The 15814-nt window shown below is 62.1% G+C and carries 11 protein-coding genes; 5 read left to right on the top strand and 6 right to left on the bottom strand.

The genetic code is table 11. The features are described 5' to 3' along the window. Positions 1 to 108: 108 nt before the first annotated feature. From AB4083_RS19060 to AB4083_RS19040, 5 genes are all read right to left on the bottom strand, one after another. Complete coding sequence (locus tag AB4083_RS19060; protein WP_441610011.1) at positions 109 to 741, bottom strand: TetR/AcrR family transcriptional regulator; 633 nt, start codon at positions 739 to 741, stop codon at positions 109 to 111. Positions 742 to 832: 91 nt separating this feature from the next. Further along, positions 833 to 2245 (bottom strand): coniferyl aldehyde dehydrogenase, encoded by a 1413-nt coding sequence (locus AB4083_RS19055; RefSeq protein WP_441610009.1) that lies wholly within the window; start codon positions 2243 to 2245, stop codon positions 833 to 835. Between the two features lie 3 nt (positions 2246 to 2248). Further along, positions 2249 to 4696, bottom strand: coding sequence for a TonB-dependent receptor (locus AB4083_RS19050; protein ID WP_441610007.1), 2448 nt, complete (start codon positions 4694 to 4696; stop codon positions 2249 to 2251). 68 nt (positions 4697 to 4764) lie between these two features. Further along, the gene (locus tag AB4083_RS19045; RefSeq protein WP_441610005.1) at positions 4765 to 5913 is read right to left on the bottom strand and encodes an SO2930 family diheme c-type cytochrome; all 1149 of its coding nucleotides are present in this window, start codon (positions 5911 to 5913) and stop codon (positions 4765 to 4767) included. 10 nt (positions 5914 to 5923) lie between these two features. Next, a complete protein-coding gene (locus tag AB4083_RS19040; protein ID WP_441610003.1) occupies positions 5924 to 7150 on the bottom strand; it encodes a parallel beta-helix domain-containing protein in 1227 nt (408 codons plus the stop codon). Between the two features lie 328 nt (positions 7151 to 7478). Between AB4083_RS19040 and AB4083_RS19035 the strand changes: the two genes are divergently transcribed. The 5 genes from AB4083_RS19035 to AB4083_RS19015 all read left to right on the top strand — a co-directional run bounded on the left by AB4083_RS19035 (position 7479) and on the right by AB4083_RS19015 (position 15035). Further along, positions 7479 to 12353, top strand: coding sequence for an RHS repeat-associated core domain-containing protein (locus AB4083_RS19035; RefSeq protein WP_441610002.1), 4875 nt, complete (start codon positions 7479 to 7481; stop codon positions 12351 to 12353). Continuing rightward, on the top strand, positions 12350 to 12673 hold the full coding sequence (locus AB4083_RS19030; RefSeq protein ID WP_441610000.1) for a hypothetical protein: 324 nt from the start codon (positions 12350 to 12352) through the stop codon (positions 12671 to 12673). The genes AB4083_RS19035 and AB4083_RS19030 overlap by 4 nt, the downstream gene beginning before the upstream one ends. A gap of 143 nt (positions 12674 to 12816) precedes the next feature. Continuing rightward, on the top strand, positions 12817 to 13236 hold the full coding sequence (locus AB4083_RS19025) for a tetratricopeptide repeat protein (protein ID WP_441609998.1): 420 nt from the start codon (positions 12817 to 12819) through the stop codon (positions 13234 to 13236). Positions 13237 to 13852: 616 nt separating this feature from the next. Next, positions 13853 to 14482, top strand: coding sequence for an immunity protein Imm33 domain-containing protein (locus AB4083_RS19020; protein WP_441609997.1), 630 nt, complete (start codon positions 13853 to 13855; stop codon positions 14480 to 14482). 178 nt (positions 14483 to 14660) lie between these two features. Then, positions 14661 to 15035 (top strand): nuclear transport factor 2 family protein, encoded by a 375-nt coding sequence (locus AB4083_RS19015; protein WP_441609995.1) that lies wholly within the window; start codon positions 14661 to 14663, stop codon positions 15033 to 15035. A 153-nt stretch (positions 15036 to 15188) separates the two neighbouring features. On the opposite strand, the gene AB4083_RS19010 is transcribed toward AB4083_RS19015, so the two are convergent. Next, positions 15189 to 15506 (bottom strand): hypothetical protein, encoded by a 318-nt coding sequence (locus AB4083_RS19010; protein WP_441609994.1) that lies wholly within the window; start codon positions 15504 to 15506, stop codon positions 15189 to 15191. Positions 15507 to 15814 lie beyond the last annotated feature (308 nt).

Raw genomic sequence — 15814 nt, 5'->3', positions numbered from 1 at the left:
ATAGCGATTTGGGTGAAGCACTGGCGGCCGCTGCGGATGCCGTCGTTTGGCCCCGGATCCGTATATGATGATTATCATATGTGTATCCAAAAAAAGGACCGCATCCACTCAGTCGCCAGCGGGAGCAACGTGCTTCAACACCGCGCCTCGCAGAGCTTCGGAAAGCTTGGGTTCGTCGACTGCCCTCGCCAGTAACAACGCGCCAACCATCGTCGACACCGCAACGAGCGCGCGATCATGTGCACCAGGCTGCCCCCAGTCAGGGGACTGCCGTGCAAACACATCAATCATCTCTTTGATGCGTCGCGTCGCCGCTCGGCGTACCTCCGGGGCCTGGCGTGGCATCTCTGAACCCAGCGCCGCGATCGGACACCCCTGTTCCGGATTCTGCAGGTGCTCATCCGACAAATAGGCCGCTGCCAGCCATTGAAACGCCTGCTCCGGCGGCGCCTCGGCGGCGATGCGCAACGAGGCATCGACAGCCTCTGCGCCGGCGCGGTCGGCTGCCTCGGCCAGCATCGCCTCGCGCGAAGCGAAGTGAGCGTAGAAGCCTCCGTGGGTGAGGCCGGCCTCTTTCATGATGTCAGCGACACTGGTCCCGTGATATCCGCTACGCCTGATCGCGCGCGCCGCCGTTTCGACGATGCGTTCGTGCGTAATTTCCTTCGGGGTGGCGCTCGACCTTTTCATATGACGGTCATCATACGCAATTCCAGGCGGCGCGCAAGTGTGTCCGGCCATGAGGCAAAGTCCATCGAGGTCATCGGTCCGTGCTTGATGGGTGTGGCCGCCTGGCTATCGAACTCACCCAGGTTCGCAAACTTGAGCGGCATCAGCCCCGCTTGAGCATGATGCCCAGCATCTTCCGGAAGCGCTCCCCATACGGCGGATTGAGCAGCCCCGCGCCATTGACCCGCGCCTGCCGGAACACCGACTTCAGATGCGAGAACGTGCGGAATCCGGCCTCGCCGTGATAACCGCCGCTGCCGGACGGGCCCACGCCGCCGAACGGCAAGTCGTGTTGGGCGATGTGATAAAGCGTGTCGTTGATGGTGACGCCGCCGGCGGTGGTGCGCGCGAGTACGCGGTCGACCAGGGCGCCGTCTTCCTCGAACAGATACAGCGCCAGCGGGTGCGGATGCGCGGCGACGTAGGCGATGGCCTGTTCGATATCGTCGTAGGGCACCAGGGGCAGCAGCGGGCCGAAGATTTCTTCCTGCATCACCGTCATGCTGTCGCTCACGCCGGTGAGCAGCGCGGGTGTCATGCGTCGCCGTGAGATGTCGTCGCCACCGTCGCCGAGCGGCGTCACGGTGGCGCCGTCGCGCTTCGCGTCATCGCGCAGTGCCGCGAGGCGCTGGTATTGGCGTTCCGAGATAATGCTGGCGTACTGCTCGTTGCGCACCGGCTGCGGATACAGCCGCGCGGCAATTTCACGCGCCGCGGTGACGAACTCGCCCACCTGTGCCCGCGGCAGCAATACATAATCCGGCGCAATACAGGTCTGCCCCGCATTGAACAGCTTGCCGACCAGGATGCGCTCCACCGCATTGCCGAAGCGCGCGCCCGGTCCAACGATGGCGGGCGACTTGCCGCCCAGCTCCAAGGTCACCGGCGTGAGATTGGCAGAAGCGGCGCGCATCACATGCCGGCCCACGGCGGTGGAGCCGGTAAACAACAGATGGTCGAACGGCAGCGCGGAGAAAGCTTGCGCGACATCGGCATCGCCGGTCACCACGCACACTTCCTCCGGCTTGAAATAGCGCGCCGCCAATTGCGCGAACAACGCCGAGAAATGCGGCGTGTACTCGCTCATCTTCACCATCACCCGATTACCCGCGACCAGCGCATCCACCAGCGGGCCCGCAGCGAGATACAGCGGATAATTCCAAGGCACGATAATGCCCACCACACCCAGTGGCTGCGGCCGGACTTCGTTGCGCGCGGGCAGGAACAGCAGCCCCGGCCAGCTGCGCCGCGGCTTCATCCAGCGCCGCCCGTGAGCGAGCGCATGGCGAATCGCCGAAAGACTGGGAAACACTTCCAGCAGATCGGTTTCCTGCGCCGGCCGTCCACCGAAGTCCTGGTGGATGGCCTCGGCGATATCGCCGCGGTGCTGGGTAATCAGCTCGCTCAAGGCGCGCAGCCGCGCCGCGCGCTCGGACCATGCCGGCGCGGGCTCGCGTGCATGGGCGTCGCGCATGCGCTGGAGTTGAAGCGGTAGGTCGAGCGTTTGGGTAGTCATCGGTCAGAACTTGGCGCGGAATTCCACGCCCCACATGCGCGGCGGCGTGATGCTGGCGTACGGGGTGCCGAATACGGTGGCGGTGATGTTATCCACACCGGTGACGTAGCGGTCGTTGAACAGGTTGCTCGCGTAGAGGGCGACACCCCAGCGGTCGCCCGGCGCATGCCAATCCAGGCGTGCATCGGTGCGGTGCTGTGCTTCGCCCACTTTGAAGTTGGGGCTGATCACGCATTCGCCCTGCAGGCGCGAGTCGTCATTGCAGCGGGTCTTGCCGCGGTAAGCGTAGTTCAGATTGAACTCGAGCTGGCCGCTGGCGACGTTGTGCCAGGTGTAGGTCAGGCCCGCGGTGTAGGAGAAACGCGGTTCGCCGGTGGGCTCGCCGGTAAGCACCGCGCCGGAATCCGCCACCGCCTTGCGGTAGGTGGCATCGATATACGCGCCGGTGAAGTTCAGGCGCAGGTCGCGTACCGGTTGCCATAGCGCTTCCAGTTCCAGGCCCTTGGCTTCCTGGTCGGTGCTGTTGACCAGGTAACGCGGCACGCCGGAGCCGGCGCTGTTCGGGTCCAGGCTCAGCGACTGCTTGTTGTCGTAGCGGTAGTAGTACACCGAGCCGTTGAGCATCAGGTTGTGCTCGGGGAAGGTGGTCTTCAGGCCCGCTTCGTAGTTGATGACCTTCTCCGGGGCGAAGCGCGAGCCGACCTGCACGCTGTTGTAGCCGCCGGCCTTGTAACCCTTGGTCACTGAGGCATAGCCCATCACGTCCGGCGTGAACTTGTAATCGATCACCAGGCGCGGGCTGACGTTGTTCCAGGTGTTGTGGAACCTCACCGGCACGCCCACCGCGTCGGTAAAGATCACGTTGTTGCCGAACGCCGCCAGCGCCATCTGCGCCTCCGGCGGCAGCATCGCCAGCACGCCGGCCTGGTCCAGCGCCTGCACCGTGCCGTCAAACTGCGGCGCGCTGCGCGGCATGTTGTACCAGGAGAACGTCTTCTGGTCGCGCGTGTAGCGGATGCCGGTGGTGATGTTGAAGCGTTCGCTGACATGCCAGATCACGTCGCCGAACGCCGCATACGCCTTGAACTTGCCGACGTTGCTGATCGCCTCGTGCCACGGATCGCCCAGCAGCGTGTAAGGCAGGCCGAAGCTGGCCAGCGCATTGCTGATGTCGGTAAGCGGCGTGCCCGCGCCCATGATGTTGTTGGCCAGCGTATCGAGGCTGTCGGTGAAGATATTGGTCTGGCTGGTCTGCCGCGCCTGCTCCTGGTAGTAGCTCACGCCGCCGACCCAGTCGGCGATGCCGGTGGTGCCGGACAGCTTGAACTCCTGATACCAGCTGTTGTTGTGCTCGATATTGGTGGTGTCGAGATAGCTGACGATATGGTTGGTGCCGTCGTAGTCGCCGCGATTGAACGTATCGAAGCCGCGCCACGCGGTAGTGGAGACCAGGCTGCCCCAGCTGAAGGAGTGGTCGAAGCTCAGCGTCACCCCGTCGAAGGTGCGCGATTCGCGCCCGCCGACGGAGTCGTTATAAAGCGGCGCATGCAGCGGATTGCGATAGGTGCCCGGGTCCGGCGGGAACGGCGGGCGCTGGTTGGTATCGTTGGACAGCGGCACCAGGCCGAAGGACGGATGCGGCGGCTGGTTGAGCTTCTCGTGATCCCAGGACAGCAGCATCCGCGTGTCGGGCGTGATGTTCCAGCGGAACACGGCGCGCGTGCCCCAGTCGTTGTCCTCGCCATAGCGCTTGCCGGTGGCGGCGTCCTTGACCCAGCCGTCGCTCTGGTTGTCGTACGCGCTGACGCGCAGCGCCATGTCCTTGTTGATCGGCAGGTTCAGCAGCGCATCGCCGTAGACCCTGCCGTAGTTGCCGATGCGCAGGCGTGCCTTGCCTTCGAAGCGGTCGGTCGGTTCGTTGGTGATGATCGAGATCGCGCCGGCCGCGGCGTTGCGGCCGAACAGCGTGCCTTGCGGGCCCTTCAGCACTTCCACCCGCGCGAGGTCGTTGAAGGCGAGCAGCGCGCCGCCGGAACGTGCCGCATATACGCCGTTGATATAAACGCCCACCGCAGGCTCGGTGCCGATGCCGAAGTCGCTGGTGGAGATGCCGCGCAATTGGTAGTTGGGCTGGGTCGGCTGGTTCTGCGTGATCACCAGGCCCGGCACGAACATATCCATCTTGCTCAGGTCCGTCGCCGCCAGCGTATCCACCTGCTTGGCGGTGATGATCTGCAGCGGGATCGGCACCGACTGCATTTCCTGGTTGCGGCTCTGCGCCGTCACCGTGATGTTGTCCAGCAGCTTGGCCTTGTTCGGATCGGCCTGATCCTGCGCGGCGGGCGCGGCGTTCTGGTCGTCGGCATAAACCAACTGCGCGCACAGCAGCAGCGCGGTACCTCCGAGCAGTTGGCGCAACGCGACGGACAGCGGACGTGGACGGATAATCATCGGCGGTTCTCCCCTCGTAGACGGCGCCGCGTCCCCACGCGATCGCCGTGCCTGGTTCTTGTGTGAGTTCAGTGCAGCGTGACGCAGCCCCCTTGCTGCGCCGCGATCCACGCCTTGATCAAGGCCACGCCTTCGCGATGGACGGTGCTGCGGCCCAGCTCCGGCATCATCTCGCCGGGATCGGCCGAGGCCATGCGGTAGGCGATGATCGAGTCGTCCGGCTGGCCGGGCACGATGTCGAACAAATGGTCGCCGGTGCCGCGGCCTGCGGCGACCGGTGGTTTGCAGATACCGAGGTGGCGGTCTTCCGGCGCGCTGGCTTCCAGCGTCAGGCCGGTGGTGTTGGCCGCGCCCTTGGCGTTGTGGCAATGGCCGCAGTTGATGTCGAGGTAGGCGCGCGCGCGCGCGTCGAGCGCGGCGTGTTCGTCCATCCAGTTGGCGTTGCGCGGTGCCTGTGCGGCAGCGGGTGCACCGGTGAGATAGCCGACCTTGGTCAGATGTTCGAGCTGGTTCTGCGTACCGTCCGCGTAGTGGTAGTCGCGGTTGAGATGGCGCGCCTTTGGGCCGATCGGGTGGATCTTGCGCGACACCCAGTCCTGCGCATGGCAACTGGAGCATTGGCTTTCGTCGGGGACGACGTAGTTGAAGTCCTCGCGCGACTGGTCATCCGCCACCAGGGTGAGCGGCAGCACTGCGCCGGTGCGGGCGAGGTTGGCTTCGGTCTGCGCGTCGTTCCACACGTAGGGAATCGCCGCCCAGCCATCCGCGCGGTGGACCAGGATGCGCGTTTCGACCAGGTGCACCTTCGACAGATCCAGGCCTTCGCCGGCGAAGTCGTGCGAGCTGTCGTAGCTGCGCGCGACGTCGCTGGCTTTACCGTCAGCGGTCTTCGGGTAATAGAAGGTCTTGCTGATCACCGTGCCCACCGGAAACTCGAAGGTGTCGGTGGCGTCGTACTTTGCCGCTGTGCCCTGCGGCATCCAGAGCGTGCGCAGCTTGTGCGCGTAATCGGTAAACAGCGGCGTATTGAGGTCGTACGGCACCACCCCCTGGTTGAGCACCAGCTTGCCGCCGCGCGCTTCCACTACATGCCAGTCGCTCAACTTCGGCGGCCGCCCATCAGCGTGGAAGGCCACCGGCGCCATGCCTTGCTGGCAACCGGCGAGCACGACGGCAGCCAGCAGCGCGAGCGCGCCTTGCAGGAACCACTTGCGCATCGTCACCGCCTCAGGACTTGGCCGAGTCGAGCACGACCGCCGGCAACTTCGGCAGGGTGCACTCGTACGGCTTGGTATCGGTGCTGGGGCTCTTGTAGTCGTTCGGGCCATCGGCATTGAGCACGCCGCTGGCGCCTTCGATGCAGATGCGGTCGTCTGCCGCGACCGGCCCGTGCTTGGTGTCGGCATAGCCGTCCCACAGCACGTCCGGGAAGCGGCCGCTCATGCCGTACACCGCACTCTTCAACACCTTCAGCTTCATGCCGTCCGGCGATTCTCCGCCGCCCTTGAAGCGGTTGCCGTAGACGAAGATGCCCTTCGGATACGGGTTGTAATCGGCCGCCACGCCCTTGGTGTTGTAGTAGTTGGTGGAGAAGTAGCTGGAGATGATTACGTTCGCCGTGCGGTGCTCGGTGATGTCGTTGTCGAAGATCTCCACCTTGTCGTTGGAGTTGACCACCACGCCCGAACCGGCCGGCACACTCGCCACCGCCGCGCCCTTGGCGGCGAAGTTGTCGAGGTTGTTGGCATTGACCTGGTTCTTGAACACGCGCGTCGCCTTGCCGGCCTGCGACAGGTTGGGCATGTTGAAGACCAGGATGCCGCCGGTATTGCCGGTGGCGACGTTGTCGTAGACGTCGGCGTCGATCGAGTTCTCGATCTCGATGCCGGCCACGTTCTGCTCGGCACGGTTGCGCCGCACCACGATGTTCTTCGACTGGCCGACATAGATGCCGGCATCGGACGCGCCGGTTACCGAGGAATCCTCGATCAGCACGTTCTCGGTCTTCACCGGATACAGGCCGTAGGCGCCATTGGTGGTCTTCGGGCCATCGGTCCATGCCACGCGCACGCCGCGGATGGTGATGTTCTTGCCCTGGTTGATCTTCAGCGCATCGCCCTTGGTGTCTTCCAGCGACAGGTTCTCGATGGTGAAGTCGTTGGCATTGACCAACAGACCCTCGGGCCCGACCACCTGGCCCTTGAACGACAACACCGTCTTGTCCTTGCCGGCGCCGCGGATGGTCACGCCATCGGTACGCAGGCTAAGGCCACGGTTGAGGTGGTAATGCCCCGCAGGAATCTCGATCACGCTGCCCGGCTTGGCATCCAGCAATTGCTGTTGCAGCTTGGCCTGGAAGGCCTCATTGCCTTCGCCCTGCGCGGTGGATTGATCGTGGCCGCTGCACGCGGCCAGGGCCGCGGCTAGCGCGACGGTGAGTAGCAACTTGCGCATGTCCGGCGAGCCTCCCCAGGAAACCGAATCGACGGGGTACTGTTGCGCAAGGCTTACGGCGGGGGGAGGGGGGAACGGCCAAGGGGTGGGGGGCAAAGCGGCCAACGTTCGAATGCGGCCCGGGTGATATCGGGCGTTGTGCGGTTGCGAAATGGGGCGCCGGATGCCGGGGCTTACACGTTCGCCTGGCGACCTGTCCTTCACGCCGTCTTTGCAAACCTTCGACATTCTTAAGTAGGCTGCGCGAGCGTCCTTCCCCCAGTTGCACAAGGGCGCCGCTGGCTCGACCACATGCGATTGGAACGCTTGACCGTCAAAGGAGTGATGGGTGATCAACCTTGTCTGCGCGCGTCTGCGCGCCATCTCGATACGCTCGGTTCTCGAGTGCCTTTACCGCCTCTTCAAGCAACCGGGACTGGTGCTCGGTTGCGTGGCCATGCTCGGCTTCTCGGTGGCGCATGCCCAGGATTACAGCGGAGGGGCCGGCGTGGCTCCGCGGCTGGTGCAGTCGCAAGTCGCCGTGAGGGCCGCCACGGCGGCGACCGTCAATGTGACCGGCTTGTGGCATGGCAACCTGCAAGCCCCTGGCGATGCAACCGCTGCGGCGTGGGAAGAGGAATTCGACCTGCGCCAGGACGACAGCGGCAATGTCACCGGTACCCGGAAGACGGTGCCGCAGAGCAATGGCGCGACCAACTGGTACATCTGGTCGGTGACGGGCACGGTCTCCGGCAACACCTTGACCTTGAACGATACGTCCGTGATCTCGCGGGGCAGCGGCACGAATACGCCTTGCCAGGACACCACCGTCGTCACTCTGACGCCCGATGGTGCGAGCTTCAGCGGTACGTGGACGGCGGCGACAGGTTGCAAGCCAGGCACCGTCAGCGCCGCCCGCTTCGGCGGCGACGTGGCCAGGAATCTCGGTAGCGGTGCGCCCTGCGATGGCGGCCTGGGCTCAGCGAAGAGTGGCAGCGGAAGCGGCGGCGGCGCGAACGGCAATGCCGATGGTTCGTCTTGCGCCGAAGCCATGGGGGCGGCCAAGGTTGGCGATCCGATCGATGCCGGCACAGGTAGTTACTACCTGCAGGAAGACGACTACACCGCCAGCTACTGGCTCACCTTCCGCCGCTTCTACAACAGCAGCGGCGCGGTGGCTCCCGCCAATCTCGGTTTCCGCTGGCGCCACAGCTTCGACCGCTCGCTGCGTCTGATCGGCACCCCGGTGGCGACCATCATCATGCTGCGGCCGGACGGCAAGCAGGAGACCTTCACCAAGTCTGGCAGCGCCTGGGCGACGGATCTTCCGGTCGACCAGTTGACGGAAATCCATGACGGCCAGGGTGCGGTCACCGGCTATTCGGCGTTTATCGGCGGAAGTCGCGAGACCGAAACCTACGACAACACCGGCAAGCTGATCCAGGTGCTCGGGCAGGATGGTCAGGGCATTGCGCTGACCTACAGCACCACGACGTCGACGTACTACCCGCGCCTGGGATTGTTGAAGACCGTCACCGATGCCAAGGGCAGGAAACTGACGTTCTTCTACGACAGCTCCGCGCGCCTGAACTCCATCACCTTGCCGGATGGCAAAACGCTTAATTACTACTACGTCGCGGCCAGCAGCAATATCGCCCAGGTGACGTATCCCGACTCCAATTATCGTCTCTATGGCTTCAACGAAGCCGCCTACATCGGGCAAACCAGCCTGCCCAATGCGATGACGGGCATCCAGGACGAGAACGGCGCGCGCTACGAGACGATCACCTACGACAGCGCGGGAAGGGCGACTTCGTCCACCTTCGTCGGCGGCGTGGGCGCGACCAAGATCGCCTACAACGCCGACGGTTCCGCCTCCGTCACTTATCCGCTGGGCAATACGGTAAAGATCGGCATTTCGTCCACGGCCGGGCTGGCGCGCGTCAGTTCGATGGACGCCCCGTGCGCTCCCGACTGTGGACAGCGCTGGAAGAGCCGCACTTACGACGGTCGTGGATTTCCGGCGACCTATGTCGACTTCAAGGGCGTGACCACGCAGGTCACTTACGACCAGTACGGCTTGCTGTTGCAGACCGTTGAGGCCCTGGGCACCACCGAGCAGCGCACCACGACCACGGTGTGGGACAACCAGCTCCGGCGCCCGTTGAGCCGGCGCGTGCTGGACGGCCAAGGCCACGCTGTTGCCTCCACCGGGTGGATGTACAGCGCAACGGGTCAGGTGCTCGCCTATTGCGAGATCGATCCGGGTGCCGCCTCCGCCGCCGGCTATACCTGTTCGAATGCCGGCACAGCGCCGGAAGGCGTGCGCCGTACCACCTATACGTATTGCACGGCCGTGGATGCGGTGCAGTGCCCGCTGGTCGGCCTGATGCTCAGCGCCACCGGCCCGCGCACCGATATCGCGCAGACCACGACCTATCAGTACTACCTCACCGACGGCACGCTATGGCAGCACGGCGACCTCAAGTCGGTGACGAATGCGCTTGGCCAAGTCGTTACCTTTGCCGCCTATGACAAGAACGGGCGGCCCACGCGGACGGTCGATCCGAATGGGGTCATCACCGATCTGGCGTACAAGTCGCGCGGGTGGTTGCTCAGCCGCACGGTGCGCGCCAATGCCGATGGCTCCGCGTCTTCGAAGGATGCTGTCACCCAGTACGGTTACAGCAACGCCGGAAACGTCACCTCCGTGACTGACCCGGACAATGCATCTATCTCGTACGGCTATGACTCCGCGCATCGCCTGACGCTGCTCCGCAACGACAATGGCGAGTATGCGACCTTCACGCTGGACGCGGCGGGCAATCGCATCAAGGAACAGGTGACGAATGCCAACAATGGAGTCGTGACGCGGAGCCTGACCCGCTCTTACAACACTCTGGGGCAGCTCACGGGCGTGCAGGATGCGCTCAGTCGCAGCGTCATGAGTGCGACGTATACGGACAGCTACGACGCCAATGGCAATCTGGTGCATGCGGCCGACGGCTTGAATGTCCAGTCCAAGCGCGACTATGACGCTTTGAATCGCGTGGTGGGAACGACCGGGGATTTCAACGGCAGCGATCAGGCGACGCGGAATGCGCAGACGGTTTATCAGTACGACGCACTCGGCCGGATGGCGGGAGTCGGCGATCCGGATGCGCTCAATACGCTGTACGACCACAACGCGTTTGGCGATCAGGTTGGATTGCATAGCCCGGATACGGGCAATTCCAGCGCGATCGTCGATAAGGCGGGCAATGCCGTTTCGGTGACCGATGCGCGTGGTATCCAGGTCAGTCAGACTTTCGATGCGCTGGATCGCCGCACCTCGGCGACGTATCCGCAGGCGGGTGACAATGTCGCCTGGTACTACGACGAAGCCGACAGCGTTACGGGCTGCACGGGCTCGTATCCCATTGGCCGCCTGACTCGGGTGGTGGAGGCCAACGTCACCACGATCTACTGCTATGACGTGCGTGGCAACGTGGTGCGCAAGAGTCAGACGCAGGGTACGCAGACGGACGTGGTGGCTTATACCTACACACTTGCTGACAGGCTGGCGACGCTGACTTATCCCAGTGGAGTGGCGGTCGCCTATACGCGGGATCTCGTCGGAAGGGTGCAGTCGGTGGCGCTGACGGCCGCCGGTACGACCAACACAATCGTCGATTCAGTCAGCTATATGCCGCTCGGTCCCATAACGAGTTACATGCTGGGGCAGATTGGCTACAGCAAGCAGGTCACGCGCACATACGATGCGAACTACGCATTGACCGATGTGGTGAGTGCGCCGCTCAATCTGCATTTCGCCAGGGACGTGATGGGCAATATCACGGCGCTTGGCGATGTCGCGGGGGCCAGTCCGGCTACGGAGACGTATCGCTATGACGCACTGTATCGGTTGAACTCCATCAATGATGCCACTGGCGCAGCGGTTGAGTCCTACACCTATAACAAGACTGGCGATCGCCTGAGTAAGGCAGCCAGTGGCCTCGCTACCGGCACTTATGGGTACCAGAGCGGAACGCATTGGCTTACCAGCATAGGCAGCAGTGCTCGGACTTACGACGCGAACGGCAATACCACGGGGAACTCCACGGGTAGCGATGCGTTTGGTTATGGCTACAACGGGCGCAACCGGATGACGGTGGTGCAGCGGAATGGCCAGACTGTAGCCAACTACAGCTACAACGCGATGGGGCAGCGGGTTGCGAAGGCCGTGACGGCGCCGCAGGCGGTGAGCGAGCGCTTTGCGTATGACGAGGGGAGCCAGCTACTTAGCGAGTACGGAACGGCTAACCGCGATTATATCTGGATGGATGGTCTCCCCGTGGCTGTCGTCGATGGTGCAGGGGCAGCAGCCAAGGCGAGTTATGTGCTCGCAGATGAACTGGGGGCGCCGCGAGCCATTAGAGACGACACCGGGGCAGTTCAGTGGCAATGGTCCTATCAGAGTAATGCGTTTGGCGAGAAGCAGCCGACCTCGGCAGTGGGATACCTCCTGAATCTCCGATTTCCCGGGCAATACTATGACGCAGAGACGGGGGCGCACGAGAACGTCAACCGAACCTACGATCCGACCATCGGGCGCTATGTTCAGAGTGACCCAATAGGATTGAATGGCGGCTTGAATACTTACGCATCTGTCGGAGGTAATCCGCTTGCCTATGCAGATCCATTAGGGCTGCAAGTTGCTGGTACGGGGCATGAGGATTGGGCGCATTGGGACTGGGAGAGGGATGCTGCGCGCTCCATGGTTCTGCAAATGTTGCTCGGTGCCAATCCCTATCGTGTGAATCCTCCTGGGGATGATTCTATTGAACCGATTCTTACGCCATTCGAATTTATGGCAGGTGGTGCTGCTGTTAGAGGAGCATCACTGGCCTCGAACTCAGTCAGGTTGGTGTGCGAGTCAGTTCAAGCTGCGCGGAGTGTGACGCTTTTTCGGGCGGTGTCCGCTGCCGAGCTCCAAGGGATTCAAGCCACTGGTAGATTTGCGGCTGGTCCAAACTCCTTGGGTGGGAAGTTTTTCGCCGAAAGCTACGAGCACGCTGTCCAGTGGGGAGAGACTCTTAACGGTGCGGGGAACTCGACTATTCTTAGAGTTCGCTTGCCCCGAGCTCAGGCGGATAAGCTTATGAGATGGGATCGCTTGGATGGCATTGGCCCAGCACGTTACGGTGAGCTTGATCAGCTCGATGGCGCGCGCATCAGCTGGTGAAAGTCTTTTTTTTTAAGGGGTTTGATATGAACGAGTTAGTGAAGGTCATAGTTCAATGGGTGGAGGAAAAAAGGCCGGCCATACCCCAAAACGGAAGATACTCGACTGTCGCCAAGTTTGACGAAGATGTCGCCCATTGGCCTCATGAGGCTTGGAGTATTGTGTTGGAGTTTGATCCGGCGCTCGCGGCACAAGGGGGAGCGCATGAAGCAATGGCGCACTTTTTGATGCCATCGGGTCCGCGGCAGCGCTTGAAGAGTGGCTGTACTTTTGAGCTCTATGAGGGCCTCAAGCGGACTGCAGTAGTAACTGTGCTGTGAGTCTTGGCTCGATGGAAACGGGGACGTTGAACGTTCCCTTTGTACGTGGTGCGAGCTGGCAATCAGGGTGACAAGTCTCTCTCCTGACGGGGAGGTAGGGACGGGTGACGTTAAATCTGCTCAGTGCCCCGAAGGACTGTCGTATGAAGATGATCGTACTCTTGTTTGCTCTGTCCGTCGGATTCTCTGCTTTCGCCCAGTCGCGGAGTCCTAATAGTTCTGACGAAATTATCTCGGCTGTAGCGGACTTGACTCTACGCCCTGATGAGGTGATCAGGCTCTCGGATGAAGGCTGGAATGGTTCCGGAGAGGCGGCTCTCAGGCTTTCCTTGTACTACGCCAGTGTGAAGCTCGACTTCGACAGGTCGGAGTATTGGACGACCATCGCGGCCGAGAATGGCAATGCAGTGGCGCAGTACAATGTCTGGGTTCAGCTGAGCGAAAGCAGCAATGCTGATGACAAGAAGAGAGCGATTTTTTGGCTTAGGAAGTCGGCCATGCAAGGCGACCCCGATGCAAAGCTCGAACTGCAGAAGATCGAGAAGTCGATATCTCCGGGGTGAATGAGGTGGGCGATGGAAGGTGTGTCTGCTTTGGGTGTTGTGATTTTCGGGCGAGTACTTGCAGCGAGTCGTCCACCAATAGCTACCCTCGCCCCCTTCTTGCCTGAGCTCACGAACTAGGCATCGAAGGGATTCTATGAGAGATGCGTCGTCTTACTGGCTTCCGCTATTGGAGTTGAGATCCCAGCTTAGGTGCTGGGTTCGCGTCGCCTGGAGAGAGGGCGGTTCGACTCAAGAGGGACGGTGGGGGCAACTCCTGATCATGCCCGTGCAGGGTTATCTAGAGGGGCCGGATGGTCCGATGCCACTTCGAGACGTCGAATGGGTCGAGATATCGACGTGCCACATCAAGGGTGGCCTGGCTGGGCGACCGCGGGAGATGATGGACGCTAAGGATGAGATCCTTGCTGGTCTGCGTGGAACGAAGCTCAGTTGGGAGCTCCATCAAAGCAGTTGGTCAGTGCAGGGGGTTTTCGAAGGCGAGCCGGTGCAAGTGATCCGTATCGCGAATCCGTTCGGGCCGGTCATTCAATAGGTTCCCTGTGCCACCCAGGTGCGCAGTGAGGCAAAGCGGACAGCTGCTGCCAATCGAAAGGCGCCTAAGTGAAGGTGTGAATTGAATATCGAAGTGCATGCCATGGGTGATGGGCAGACCTGCCAAACGAGTGGGCTGCTGGACCGGTGTGGCTTCGAAGTGGCGGCGACAGTTAACAGCGCTCTGTTGCAGGATGAGTGTAGAGAGTTCGTTCTGTATGTTGCGAGCTATATGGCTGCTGGGAATGCCATCCGCTCTGGCGAGACCGTCAAGTATGGCTACTGGCATACGAAAGCTGAGTTGGATGATCGTGGCCGGCTGGTGTTTTGGGAGCGCCATCCAGAGACGATGGATTTTGTCTTCGGAGTAAGCGCGGCCGTCTCGCACTGGCGAGACCAGCATGGGATCTGTCAGAAGGTCGGAGCGTCGTTCGCTCCTCCTCGGCTGGATCAAGTGGTCGTCATCTCCGATGGCGTTTACGAGGGTGATGACGCTGAAGGTGTGCGGTATCCATCGCCTGACCATATGTCGGGGTGGTGGATCACCACGGATCGGTTCAATGGCGACACCAGTACGCTGAAAACAGTGCACGCGCACCATGTCAGCGCGAAGCGGCCGGATCTTGCGAAATTCCTGGCGCTGCCATTTGGCTATCGCTTCTTTTCATCGCAAAGCGACGTCTGGTTCGATCAGGAAGTGGCGTCTGCTTGATCGGCGTATCCAAAGATGTTCGGACTCGTGCCGAGTCCATGAAGTGGTGCGGTGGGTGTGACGGCGGCACCTCGCTCCTTATCGCGAACTAATGTGCGCTGGTTCGGCGGAGCCCGGTCCCGTAAGCTGCGGCGGCTGGCGTTGTCCCAAGGCCAATAGCACACAAAGGAATCCACCCATGAGCGTCGAATCAGACCTGATAGCGCACGCATTTTGCGGGCACTACTACTACGCTCTTCAAACGGACCCGCAAACTTTGGCGGCGCTCTACCACGACGATTCCATGCTCAACTTTGAGGCAGATGCATTCGAAGGGGGTGATGGCATCATGAAGAAGCTTGTGTCTCTTCCTGCAGCGACTTATGAGCTGGCCAATATCGATTCGCAGCCGAGCGTGAATAGCGGGGTGTGCATCCTGGTGGAAGGGTACATGCTGGTGAACCAGGAGTCGCTGCACTTCTTCGCGAGCTTTCAGCTCATGCCGGATGCGAGCGGCGAGAGTTTCTGGGTGCTCAATCAGTTCTTCAGGATTGCGTATCAATCCGGCAAGTAGACAGGGGCGGGCGAAACCCGGCATGGCGACGGCCTGATCCGTCGCATGGTTGGGTTCTGCCGTAGCTACGACAGCGGTGAGCCGAGCCCCGACCCCTCACCCCAGCCCTCTCCCCGGCAGGGAGAGGGGGTTCGGAGGTTGTCGCTAGATAGATTATTTGTCGCTGTCCTCGGCTTCGATCGCTGCGCACTCTTCTTCGTGCAGCTGCAGCCACTGCATGCGACCATGCGCCTGCGCCGCGCAGCGCGCGCCCATATCGATGAATGCACTGATGCCTTCCAGCATGATCGGCAGTCGGTTTGCGTCGACATCACCGGGCTCATTGACCAGCTCCGCAAGTAACTGGATCGCGTTGTGCGCGAACTGCAGCCACTCGGTGGCGTCGTTGAGCAGCGCATCCGGGCTGGCGTCAGGATTGGAGAAATAGTTGGTGTGGCGGGTGATCCACGGTTCGCCAAAAACGTTATTCATAAGCAGCTCCTTGCTAAACGCCGCATCCTCGCGCCGTAAAACGGCACGCCGCCAATAGCTCGGCGTGCCGCCGACCTTACGGACTCGAAGATTCACCGACGGCCCAAGGAATGGGCGCCGGGCGGCTGGATTGAGGAAGTGGGTTGCGGCGTCAGCAGCTTTCGCCGTCGCGCAGGGCGACGTGCCGGGTAGGACGGCTCGGAATAATTCCTGCGAAAACTCTTAGGCCGCGGTTCTTCAACCGTGTCCGCGATGTGGGCGGACGGCCCGGATGTTCGGTGGGTGTGTCGTCCTGGGGATCGACGAGC

The sequence above is a fragment of the Dyella sp. 2RAB6 genome (assembly GCF_052115385.1).
In the GTDB taxonomy this organism is placed as follows: Bacteria; Pseudomonadota; Gammaproteobacteria; order Xanthomonadales; family Rhodanobacteraceae; genus Dyella_D.
Note: the sequence above shows the minus strand (reverse complement) of the source record. Positions and strands in the feature narration are given on the sequence as shown.

What these genes read in the sequence shown, in the direction of transcription:
- AB4083_RS19045 (WP_441610005.1), bottom strand. Translation starts at nt 5,913, where the DNA reads ATGCGCAAGTGGTTCCTGCAAGGCGCGCTCGCGCTGCTGGCTGCCGTC.
- AB4083_RS19055 (WP_441610009.1), bottom strand. Translation starts at nt 2,245, where the DNA reads ATGACTACCCAAACGCTCGACCTACCGCTTCAACTCCAGCGCATGCGC.
- AB4083_RS19025 (WP_441609998.1), top strand. Translation starts at nt 12,817, where the DNA reads ATGAAGATGATCGTACTCTTGTTTGCTCTGTCCGTCGGATTCTCTGCT.
- AB4083_RS19015 (WP_441609995.1), top strand. Translation starts at nt 14,661, where the DNA reads ATGAGCGTCGAATCAGACCTGATAGCGCACGCATTTTGCGGGCACTAC.
- AB4083_RS19060 (WP_441610011.1), bottom strand. Translation starts at nt 741, where the DNA reads ATGGCCGGACACACTTGCGCGCCGCCTGGAATTGCGTATGATGACCGT.
- AB4083_RS19040 (WP_441610003.1), bottom strand. Translation starts at nt 7,150, where the DNA reads ATGCGCAAGTTGCTACTCACCGTCGCGCTAGCCGCGGCCCTGGCCGCG.
- AB4083_RS19010 (WP_441609994.1), bottom strand. Translation starts at nt 15,506, where the DNA reads ATGAATAACGTTTTTGGCGAACCGTGGATCACCCGCCACACCAACTAT.
- AB4083_RS19050 (WP_441610007.1), bottom strand. Translation starts at nt 4,696, where the DNA reads ATGATTATCCGTCCACGTCCGCTGTCCGTCGCGTTGCGCCAACTGCTC.